Origin of the sequence: Mesorhizobium sp. M4A.F.Ca.ET.050.02.1.1, assembly GCF_003997725.1 — a bacterium.
In the GTDB taxonomy this organism is placed as follows: domain Bacteria; phylum Pseudomonadota; class Alphaproteobacteria; order Rhizobiales; family Rhizobiaceae; genus Mesorhizobium.
Window position 1 is genome coordinate 1 of sequence record NZ_RZSG01000131.1, and the last position, 11,081, is coordinate 11,081.

At 65.5% G+C, this 11,081-nt stretch carries 8 protein-coding genes; 4 read left to right on the forward strand and 4 right to left on the reverse strand.

The genetic code is table 11. The features are described from left to right. The 3 genes from EOA33_RS11830 to galE all read right to left on the reverse strand — a co-directional run. A partial coding sequence (locus EOA33_RS11830; protein WP_127405699.1) for an alanine racemase occupies positions 1 to 1,675 on the reverse strand: 1,675 nt, incomplete at its 3' end. 2 nt (positions 1,676 to 1,677) lie between these two features. Beyond that, positions 1,678 to 2,928, reverse strand: a complete 1,251-nt coding sequence (locus EOA33_RS11835) for a D-amino acid dehydrogenase (RefSeq protein ID WP_127405700.1) — start codon at positions 2,926 to 2,928, stop codon at positions 1,678 to 1,680. A 207-nt stretch (positions 2,929 to 3,135) separates the two neighbouring features. Next, positions 3,136 to 4,131, reverse strand: coding sequence for a UDP-glucose 4-epimerase GalE (gene galE / locus EOA33_RS11840; protein ID WP_126056566.1), 996 nt, complete (start codon positions 4,129 to 4,131; stop codon positions 3,136 to 3,138). Positions 4,132 to 4,405: 274 nt separating this feature from the next. On the opposite strand from galE, the gene hemA reads away from it, so the two are divergent. Further along, a complete protein-coding gene (hemA, locus tag EOA33_RS11845) occupies positions 4,406 to 5,683 on the forward strand; it encodes a 5-aminolevulinate synthase (protein ID WP_126056567.1) in 1,278 nt (425 codons plus the stop codon). Between the two features lie 221 nt (positions 5,684 to 5,904). Here the strand turns inward: hemA and EOA33_RS11850 are convergent, their stop codons facing one another. After that, positions 5,905 to 6,834 (reverse strand): IS110 family transposase, encoded by a 930-nt coding sequence (locus EOA33_RS11850; protein WP_126057235.1) that lies wholly within the window; start codon positions 6,832 to 6,834, stop codon positions 5,905 to 5,907. 467 nt (positions 6,835 to 7,301) lie between these two features. Here EOA33_RS11850 and EOA33_RS11855 point away from each other — a divergent pair, with 467 nt between their 5' ends. Genes EOA33_RS11855 through EOA33_RS11865 form a run of 3 tightly spaced genes read left to right on the forward strand, consistent with a single transcriptional unit; the run spans position 7,302 to position 10,881 of the window. Further along, on the forward strand, positions 7,302 to 8,534 hold the full coding sequence (locus tag EOA33_RS11855) for a 3-methyl-2-oxobutanoate dehydrogenase (2-methylpropanoyl-transferring) subunit alpha (protein WP_126057335.1): 1,233 nt from the start codon (positions 7,302 to 7,304) through the stop codon (positions 8,532 to 8,534). Positions 8,535 to 8,536: 2 nt separating this feature from the next. After that, positions 8,537 to 9,550: an alpha-ketoacid dehydrogenase subunit beta gene (locus EOA33_RS11860; protein ID WP_126057336.1), complete on the forward strand. Its 1,014-nt coding sequence runs from the start codon at positions 8,537 to 8,539 to the stop codon at positions 9,548 to 9,550. A gap of 14 nt (positions 9,551 to 9,564) precedes the next feature. Further along, positions 9,565 to 10,881 (forward strand): dihydrolipoamide acetyltransferase family protein, encoded by a 1,317-nt coding sequence (locus EOA33_RS11865; protein ID WP_126057337.1) that lies wholly within the window; start codon positions 9,565 to 9,567, stop codon positions 10,879 to 10,881. Positions 10,882 to 11,081: the final 200 nt, after the last annotated feature.

Below are 11,081 nucleotides of genomic sequence, written 5' to 3' on the forward strand. Positions count from 1 at the left end.
CCGTGAGCCCGCCCGAGCCTGCCGCCCAGCCGGCGAATTCGGTGACCTCGGGCGCATAGGCGACGTGGAACCCTTGGGTGCCGGAGGAGGCGATGTGGATCGCCTCCCGCATCACTTCCCCCATGCCCATGGCGTCGATGTCGGTCATGGTGAAGGCGGAGACGCGCGAATCCGTCAGCACCCGCGCCTCGGCCGGATCGGCATGGCGCAAGCCGACGATGACGATGTTTTCCGGCGAAAGCTGCGGCTGCAAAGCGCCCGGCTTGTGATCCAAACCCAACATGCGGGCGAGCACCGAAGCCTCCGGCAGGTCGATGCCTTCGATCTCCTCCGGCATGAGCGCGGCGATGGAATCGATCCAGATCAGGCCAAATGAGTGTGTCGCCCGCGCGGTCGCGGCAAGTGCTGTATGGGCGATGCGGCGGTCGGCGCCGGCCGTCAGCCGGATCAGGCCCGATGGCGGTCGTTCCGCGTCGGCCAGCTCGACGACGTCGAAGTTCATCGCCTCAAGCCGCGCCCCGGTCGCCTCGCGGGCGAGGATGCCTGCCGCCGACGGCTCGGCCGAGATCGACACCATCTTACGGCCGGAATAGTCCTCGACATCGTGCATCGGGGCCTTCTCGACATATTCGGAGGTCATGGCGAGAAGCATGGCGCCATAGCTCATGCGGAAGGCGACGCGGCCGCCGACGGCGGGGATTGGATCGGCGTCCTGCACGTCAAGCAGAAGATGATCGCTGGAGGCGCCAAGCACGCGCACGCCCTTGGCGATCGGCATCAGGCCTTCGACCAGCACGTCCTCGCGGCCGATATTGGCAATGGCGCGCAGCCTGTCGCCCTCATCGGGAAAGACCGGCTGGTTGCCGAAGGCGTCGTAGCCGGACTGGCCGATCGGCCGCGATGGCTTCCTCTTGACCTCGATGATGTCGGCGGTAAGCCGGCAGGCATCGAGCTCCAGCGCTTCCCAGGGCGGATCGCGAAAAGTTTCCAGCCCGCCCTGCAGGATCGCCTCGCCGACCCTCAGATTGTTGATGCCGGCGGGCAGCCGGCCTTCGAGCAACAGCGGCAGCGAGGACGAGGCGCCGCCCGATATCCAATCGAGGCTTTTGCCCGACAGACGCTCGATCTTGTAGGCATGGGCGACGAGCTGGCCGAGATTCTCCTCGGTCGGCAAGATGGCGCCGAAGCAGCCGAGATTGGTGCCGATGCCGGCAATGCGCACGCCCTTCATCTCCAGGATCTGCTGGACGGTCGGCACAAGGTCGTTCGGCCAGATGCCTTCCCGGAGGTCGCCGAGGTCGACCATCAGCATGATGTCGTGGACGCGGCCCATGCGCTCGGCGATGCGGGCGATCTCGCGGATGATCGAAAGTTCCGACTGCAGGCTGATGTCGACGGTCCGCACCACCTCCTCGACGCGCGCGATGGGCGGGCTGCGCAAGAGCATGATCGGCGCATTGATGCCGCTGTCGCGCAGCCGGCGGATGTTCTCGAAGCGTGACTCCGCGATGCCGGCAACGCCGCCGCGCAGCATGGCGCGCGCCACCTGCGGCATGCCGCACATGCCCTTGGTGACGCCGAAGACCTTGATGCCGGAATGCGCGCAGCGCTCGACGACGGTGCGCGCATTGCGCTCGATGCGGCCGAGATCGATGGCGACTTGCGGTCCAGACATCTCTAGTTCCTGTAGACCAGCCCTTGCGGATCGATCTCCGGCTTGCGGCCGGCGACGATATCGGCGAGGAATTTTCCCGAGCCGCAAGCCATCGTCCAGCCGACATGGCCGTGGCCGGTGTCGAGGTAAAGGTTGGTGTAGCGCGCCTGCCCTATCACCGGCACGGAGTTCGGCATCATTGGCCTGAGGCCCGCCCAAAGCTCCGCTTTCTTCTCGTCGAAGGCGCCGGGAAACAGGTCCTTGCCGGTCCTGAACATGGCGGCGAAATCACGCGGCTTGAAGCTGCGGTCGAAGCCGGTGAACTCGGCGGTCGAGGCAAGGCGCAGCCGGTTGCCGAGCCGCGAATAGCCGATCAGCTGGTCCTCGTCGGCGCCGCCCATGGTCGGCCCCTTGCTCTCGTCCTCCAGCGGTATGGTCGCGGTGTAGCCCTTCACTGGATAGACCGGCAGGTCGATGCCGTAGCGGCGGCCGAGCAGGCCGCTTTCCGGTCCCAAGGAGATGACCACCGCGTCACCGGCGACCGGGCCGGCCGAGGTCATCACCGAGCGCACATGATCACCTTCGATGTCGAGGCCTTCGACGGTCGTGCCGAAGAGGAATTTGACGCCGAGCTTTTCGGCCGCATAAGCGGCGAGCTTTTCCACGAACTGCCGGGAATCGCCCGTCTGGTCGATCGGCGAATAGACGCCGCCGGCGATCTTGTCCCTGGCGCCGGCGAGGCCGGGCTCCAGCTCGATCAGCCGGTCACGGCCGACGATCTCGATCGGCAGGCCGTGCTCGGCAAGGTAGCGGTAATTGTCGGTGCCGGTGTCGAGGCTGTGCTGCGAGCGGAAGAAATAGAGAATGCCCTTCTTGCGCTCGTCGTAGTGAATGCCGGTCGCTTCCGAGAGCGCGTTGATGCAGTCGCGGGAATAGAGCGCCAGGCGCAGCTTGACCTGGCTGTTGGCGCGCAGGCGCGCCACCGTGCACTGGCGCAGGAAGCGCAGGCTCCAGGCGAGGAAATAGGGATCGAAGCGCAGCCTGACCTTGATGCCGAGATCGTGGTTCCAGAGCGCGCGCAGGAAGGTCTTCAGCGCGGCGGGCGAAGCCCAGGCGGTGGCGTCCCCGGGCGAGACAAGGCCGGCATTCGACTGGCTGGTGCCACGCGCGGCGGCCTGGTGGCGCTCGATCACCGTCACCTCATGGCCATCGCTTGCCAGGTAATAGGCGGCCGCCGTGCCAACGACGCCGGCCCCAAGCACCAAGACCTTCATGCCGCACCCCTCGAGCGGTTCACCGTTTCACGGAAACGCAGAACCGCTCTATTTCCTTGTTTTGACCAATTCCGGACGGAAAACCGTTGCACACTTTTCCTGGAATTGCTCTCGAACAGGGCGGCGCGCCTCCACGCGCCGCCGTGAGATCCTCAATAGCGCGTCTCGGCGCGCAGGACGAGCCCTTGGGCTCGCAAGCTGATTGGGTCAGCCGCGTGCCGAGTTCTTGCCGCTGAGGATGCGTTCCCAGGCCAGCGCGTCGGCAACGATCTGATCGAGATCGTCGCGCTGCGGCGTCCAACCAAGCTCAGCGCGGGCAAGCTCGGAGTTGGCGACAATCGCGGCGGCGTCGCCGGGGCGGCGGTCGCCCATCTTGACCTCGAAATCACGGCCGAAGGCGCGGCGCACGCTGTCGATTACTTGCAGCACCGAGTAACCGTGGCTGTAGCCGCAATTGGCGACCAGGCTGGTGCCGCCTTCGCGTAGCCGCTGCAGCGCCAGCCGGTGCGCCGCCGCCAGATCGCTGACATGGATGTAATCGCGGATACAGGTGCCATCCGGGGTGGGATAGTCAGTGCCGAACACCTGCATGAAGGGGCGCTTGCCGAGCGCGGTCTCGCAGGCGACCTTGATCAGATGCGTGGCGCCCGGCGTCGACTGGCCGGTGCGGCCCTTGGGATCGGCGCCGGCGACGTTGAAATAGCGCAGCGCCGTATAGCGGATATCGTGCGCCTTCGCCGCGTCACGCAACATCCACTCACTCATCAGCTTGGAAAGGCCGTAGGGCGATACCGGCGAAAGCCCGGCATCCTCGCGCACCGGTTCCAATCCGGCGCCACCATAGACCGCGGCGGTGGAGGAGAAGATGAAATGCGGCACGCCCTCGCGCACGGCCGTTTCGATCAGGGTGCGCGTCTTGGAAGTGTTGTTCTCGTAGTAGCCGAGCGGATCGGCGACCGACTCTGGCACCACGATCGAGCCGGCGAAATGGATGATGGCATCGACCTTGTTGTCCCTGATGATCTGGCCGACCAGTTCGCGGTCGGCGACATCGCCGACGACGAGCCTGGCCTCCGGCGCCACCGCCCATTCGAAGCCGGTCGAAAGCCGGTCGAGAACGACAACGCTCTCGCCCGCGTCCAGAAGCTCCCAGACCATATGGCTGCCGATATAACCGGCACCGCCCGTCACCAAAACCGTCATACGCGTCCTCGCTGATCAAGATTTGTTGGAAACTGTCTCAAGGCCGCCTTACTGGAAAGCGCGCCGCAAGGCGAATAAAACTCCAGTGTCAAATGCGTAACAGTCGCCGGGGCCCAAGGCATCGTACTGAAACAAAGTTGATCCACATCAAGGGAATAGGCCACGATCCGTGGTCGTTAGGAACACGCTTGGGGCGTGGCATTTTGACCAAAGGGCCCCGGTGGACGCCTGATGGGGCAATGACTATGATCCGGCACAAAATCGGGAAGGCGACATGAACTACCAGCGGTTCTTCGAGGAAGCGATCGACCAGCTCCATGCGGAGCGGCGCTACCGCGTTTTCGCCGACCTCGAACGCATTGTCGGCAAGTTCCCGCGAGCCATCTGGCGTTCCAACGGCCGCGCCCAGGAAATCACCGTCTGGTGCTCCAACGACTATCTCGGCATGGGCCAGCATCCCGACGTCATCGACGCTTTCCAGAAGGCTGCCGGCAAGATGGGGTCGGGCGCCGGCGGCACCCGCAACATCTCCGGCACCAGCAACCCGCTGGTGGAGCTTGAACTGGAACTGGCCGACCTGCACGACAAGGAAGCAGCGCTCGTCTTCACCTCCGGCTTCGTCTCCAACGAGGCCTCGATCTCGACCATCGCACGGCTTCTGCCGAACTGCCTGATCATCTCGGACGAGCTCAACCACGCTTCGATGATCGAGGGCGTGCGCCGTTCGGGCGCCGAAAAGAAGATCTTCCGCCACAATGACGTCGCGCATCTGGAGAGCCTGCTGCAGGCTGCGGGACGCGAGCGCGCCAAGCTGATCGTCTTCGAGAGCGTCTATTCGATGGATGGCGACATCGCCCCGATCAAGCAGATCGTCGACCTCGCCGAGCGCTACAACGCTATGACCTATATCGACGAGGTCCATGCGGTGGGCATGTACGGTCCGCGCGGCGGCGGCATTACCGAGCGCGAGGGGCTGGCCGACCGCATCGACATCATCGAAGGCACGCTCGCCAAGGCCTTCGGCACGCTCGGCGGCTACATCACCGGCACCAGCGCGGTGATCGATGCCGTGCGCTCCTATGCGCCGGGCTTCATATTCACCACGGCGCTGCCGCCGGCTGTTGCCGCCGCCGCCACCACCTCGATCCGGCATCTGAAGCGCTCGCAGGCCGAGCGCGACGCGCAGCAGCGCCAGGCGTCGCGGACCAAGGAGGTGCTTGCCGCCGCCGGCCTCCCGGTGATGGAATCGTCCACCCACATCGTGCCGGTGCTGGTCGGCGATCCCGAACTTTGCAAGATGGCCAGCGACCGCCTGCTCGGCGTCCACGGCATCTACATCCAGCCGATCAACTATCCGACGGTGCCGCGCGGCACCGAGCGGCTGCGCATCACGCCGACGCCGTTCCATTCGGACGCGCTGATCGCCGAACTTCAGGACGCCCTGGTCGAGACCTGGGACGCGCTCGGCATCCCCTATGCCTCGAGCGGCCGGCCGTCCGTCGCCAAGAGCGACCGGATCATTCCCCTGCTGGTGCCGAAGTCGGGCGGGTGACCTGCTGGTGGTTCGTGGGCGGTGATGCGTAACAGGTCCTGCCAAATCATAGAACGCTGGCGCTGCCCCTCATTGTCCTGCCGGACATTTCTCCCCGTGAAGAACGGGGAGAAATGCGCTGGCGTTGATGGTTTCGCCACCTGGCGCGTCGCAGAAAGAGCGGCGAGGTTGCGGCCCTCCCTTCTCCCCGTCCTTCACGGGGAGAGCGACTGTCTTGGCTGTCAAGCTGTTTGCCATGGTTTTTGGTCGCGGATGATGGCGTTGAGAATGGTCAGCAGCTTTCGCATGACGGCCACGACGGCGACGATCTTCGGCTTGCCAACCTCGACGAGGCGGTCGCGAAAGGCCTTGAGGACCGGATTGTGGCGTATGGCGACGAGGGCAGCCATGAAGAGGACGGCGCGCACGCGGCTCCTGCCGCCGCCGATGAAGCTCTTGCCACGCCATGTGCCGGACTGCCTCGTCCATGGTGCGAGACCTGCAAGCGCTGCGATCTGGCGCCGGTCGAGGCTGCCCAACTCCGGCATCTCGGCGATCATGGTGCGGGCAACGGTGGGACCGATGCCTGGCACGGAGGACAGCAGTTTTTCCCGGACCCGCCAGAGCGGCGACTTGCGGATATGATCGTCCAGGTCGGCATCGAGGCTTTCCAACTCACGCCTGAGCGCGGCGAGCAGGCGCTTGATGCTCTTTTGCGCCTGTCTTGCGTTGACCGTGCGGGCGCGGTTCTCTTCGGCCACGATCATCTGCACGATCTGGCGCCGGCGCGTGACGAGATCGGCCAACGTCCTGGTCTCGGCATCGCGCAGCGGCCGCAGTTCCGGCTTGGTCGCAGCTATGAAGGCTGCGATGACGGCAGCGTCGATCGGATCGGTCTTGGCCCGCTTGCCGAGCGCATTGGCATAGGCCCGGATCTGCGCTGGATTGACCACGACAACCGAAAGGCCGGCGCTCGCCAAAGTGGCGACCGCCAGTTGCTCGTAGCCTCCCGTAGCCTCCAATCCGATTGCCGTCGGAGAAAAGGCTGCAAGACGTCGAGCCAGCTCCTCCACCCCGGCATGGTCGTTACCAACCGAAAACGCTTCACCGGACGGCAAAACATGCACATCCAGCCGATCCTTCGAAACGTCGATGCCAACAACGATTTCCATCCTATCCCATCCTTGCCTAATCGGGCTTCGCTTGCGGCCCAGGCGACTGTTCGGGGTCGATGGAACGGCGGACGAAGACCCTCGCTCTCCCACGGGCTTCAAGGCCCAAAGATGCTCCGGTCTCTCGTCCGCCACCGCACCTGCTGCAATAGCAGAGTCGGCAAGGGACAAGTTACAAAGGTGCCGGCAGGCAGGTGAGGGGCAGCACTGGCCTCGACAGTTACCCGAACGCCTACGTGGTCCGGGCATTTCAAGCTCTTGCGCCAGACCGGTCACAGCCATTCGCCAAATTGCGTGGCGGGCGAAAACATCGACAAGAAATTTCGCCGTCATATCTGCATCTTGTCGCCAGCGCGCCGTATCGGCCTTGATCAGCCGAGAAGCCGGGGGACGGCCCGTCATCTGGCCGATGAATTAGCGGCGCGGATGTGCAACTATCGCACCGGCAACATTGGAGGACGTAGGTCATGGCCGATGCTGGAATGTTGCGGTTCCATGTTCCCGAGCCCGAGGTGCGGCCGGGTGGCACGCCCGATTTCTCCAATGTGACCATCCCCAAGGCCGGATCGGCGCCGCGACCGGAGATCGACGTCGATCCGCGCACCATCCGCGACATGGCGTTCTCGATCATCCGCGTGCTCAACCGCGACGGCGAGGCGGTCGGGCCGTGGGCCGGGCTGCTTTCCGACCAGGAATTGCTCGAGGGCCTGCGCCATATGATGACGCTCAGGACCTTCGACGCGCGCATGCAGATGGCGCAGCGCCAGGGCAAGACCTCCTTCTACATGCAGCATCTCGGCGAGGAGGCGGTGAGCTGCGCCTTCCGCAAGGCGCTGGCCAAGGGCGACATGAACTTCCCGACCTACCGGCAGGCCGGGCTGCTCATCGCCGACGGCTACCCGATGGTCACGATGATGAACCAGATCTATTCCAACGAGGCCGATCCGCTGAAGGGCCGGCAGTTGCCGATCATGTATTCGTCGAAGGAGCACGGCTTCTTCTCCATCTCCGGCAACCTAGCGACGCAGTACATCCAGGCCGTTGGCTGGGCGATGGCTTCGGCGATCTCCAACGATTCGCGCATCGCCGCCGCCTGGATCGGCGACGGCTCGACGGCGGAGTCCGATTTTCATGCAGCGCTCGTGTTCGCCTCGACCTACAAGGCACCGGTGGTGCTCAATGTCGTCAACAATCAGTGGGCGATCTCGACCTTCCAGGGCATTGCGCGCGGCGGCTCCGGCACTTTCGCGGCGCGCGGCCTCGGCTTCGGCATCCCCTCGCTGCGCGTCGACGGCAACGACTATCTCGCCGTCCACGCGGTGGCGAAATGGGCGATCGAGCGGGCGCGCCGCAATCTCGGGCCGACGCTGGTTGAATATGTCACCTACCGGGTCGGCGCACATTCGAGCTCGGACGATCCGTCCGCCTACCGACCGAAGGCGGAGTCCGACGCCTGGCCGCTCGGCGACCCGATCGTGCGGCTGAAGAACCATCTCATCCAGCGCGGCGTCTGGTCGGACGAGCGCCATGCCCAGGCGGAAGCCGAAATCCTCGAGACGGTGATCGCCGCGCAAAAGGAGGCCGAGAGCCACGGCACGCTGCACGCCGGCGGCAAGCCGTCTACGCGCGACATGTTCGAGGGCGTCTATGCCGAGATGCCGCCGCATCTCAGGCGACAGCGCCAGCAGGCGGGGGTCTGACCATGCCCAGACGGACCATGATCGAGGCGATCCGCGACGCCATGGACGTGTCGATGGGGCGCGACGAACGCGTCGTCGTGTTCGGCGAGGATGTCGGCTTCTTCGGCGGCGTCTTCCGCTGCACGCAAGGCCTGCAGGCCAAATACGGCAAGAGCCGCTGCTTCGATGCGCCGATCAGCGAAGCCGGCATCGTCGGCGCCGCCATCGGCATGGCCGCCTATGGGCTGAAGCCCTGCGTCGAGGTGCAGTTTGCCGACTATGTCTATCCGGCCTACGACCAGATCGTTTCGGAGGCGGCGCGGCTGCGCTATCGCTCGAACGGCGACTTCACCTGTCCGATCGTGGTCCGCATGCCGACCGGCGGCGGCATCTTCGGCGGCCAGACGCACAGCCAGAGCCCGGAAGCGCTGTTCACCCACGTCTCCGGCCTGAAGGTCATCGTGCCGTCCAACCCTGCCGACGCCAAGGGGCTGCTGATCGCGGCGATCGAGGATCCCGATCCGGTGATCTTCCTCGAGCCGAAGCGGCTCTACAACGGTCCGTTCGACGGCCACCACGACCGTCCGGTAACGCCGTGGTCGAAGCATGATCTGGGCGAGGTTGCCGACGGCCACTACACGGTGCCGCTCGGCAAGGCGGCGATCCGCAGGCAGGGCGCCGCGATCACGGTGCTCGCCTACGGCACGATGGTCTATGTCGCCGAGGCGGCGGCCACGGAGACCGGCATAGACGCCGAGATCATCGATCTGAGGACGCTGCTGCCGCTCGATCTCGACACGATCGTCGCCTCGGTGACGAAGACCGGACGCTGCGTGGTGGTGCACGAGGCGACGCTGACCTCGGGCTTCGGCGCCGAGCTCTCGGCGCTGGTGCAGGAGCACTGCTTCTACCATCTGGAAGCGCCGGTCGTGCGCGTCGCCGGCTGGGACACGCCCTATCCGCATGCGCAGGAGTGGGACTACTTTCCCGGCCCGGCCAGGGTCGGCCGCGCGCTCGTCGAAACGCTGGAAGCTTGAAGGGAGGCCTGACCATGGGCGAGCACGTCATCAAGCTGCCGGATGTCGGTGAAGGCGTCGCCGAGGCCGAGCTGGTCGAATGGCATGTGAAGGTCGGCGACCTGGTGCGCGAGGACACGGTGCTGGCCGCGGTGATGACCGACAAGGCGACCGTCGAGATTCCCTCGCCGGTCGACGGCGAGATCCTGTGGCTGGGCGCCGAGATCGGCGACACGGTGGCGATCGGCTCGCCGATCGTGCGGCTGAAGGTTGCGGGCGAGGGCAATGTGAAGCCGCAGAGCGATGCGGCGGAAGAGGCCATCAAGGCCGAACCGCCAGCCAAGCTCCCAACCCCGAAACCCGAGGCCGCTCCGGCGAGCCCGAAGGCGCAGTCAAAGGCCGCCGAGCCGAAAGCGAAGCCGGCGCCCGCTCCCGCAAATGGGGCGGCACGGAACTTGGTTTCCGGCGCGCCGCGTCCCGAAGGCGAGAAGCCTTTGGCCTCGCCCGCCGTCCGGCTGCGCGCCAGGGAAGCCGGCATCGACCTCAGGCAGGTCGCGGGTTCCGGCCCGGCCGGCCGCATCGGCCATGAGGATATCGAGGCGTTCCTGGCGCGCGGGCCGCAGGTCGCCAAAACCTCCGGTCTTGCTCGCAAGGACAATGTCGAGGACATCAAGGTTATCGGGCTGCGGCGCAAGATCGCCGAGAAGATGGCGCTCGCCAAATCGCGCATCCCGCACATCACCTATGTCGAGGAGATCGACGTCACTTCACTGGAGGAGCTGCGCGCGACGCTGAACAAGGAAAAGCGGCAGGACCGGCCGAAGCTGACGCTGCTGCCGTTCCTGATGCGGGCGATGGTCAAGGCGATCGCCGACCAGCCGAGCATCAACGCGATCTTCGACGACGAGGCCGGCATCATCCACCAGCATGGCGGCGTCCATATCGGCATCGCCGCGCAGACGCCGTCCGGGCTGGTGGTGCCGGTGGTCAAGCATGCCGAGGCGCGCGACCTGTGGGAATGCGGCGCTGAGGTCAACCGGCTGGCCGAGGCGGCGAAGTCGGGCACGGCGAGCCGCGACGAGCTGTCAGGCTCGACCATCACCATCACCTCGCTCGGCGCCATGGGCGGCGTGGCGACGACGCCGGTCATCAACTATCCGGAGGTGGCGATCGTCGGCGTCAACAAGATGATGGTGCGGCCGGTGTGGGACGGCACCCAGTTCATCCCGCGCAAGATGATGAACCTGTCGTCCAGCTTCGACCATCGCGTCATCGACGGCTGGGATGCCGCGGTGTTCGTGCAGCGCATCAAGGCGCTGCTGGAAACGCCGGCGCTGATTTTCGTGGATTAGCGGGGATGGGTTTGATCTCGAATGTTGCGGAGCAGGGATGTGGGCTCCCCCTTCTCCCCTTGTGGGAGAAGGTGTCGCCGAAGGCGACGGATGAGGGGTGTTCCAGGGAAAGCCAGCGTCTCACTCCGCTGGAACACCCCTCATCCGTCTCGGCGCTAACGCGCCGATCCTCCTTCTCCCGCAAGGGGAGAAGGAAAGGG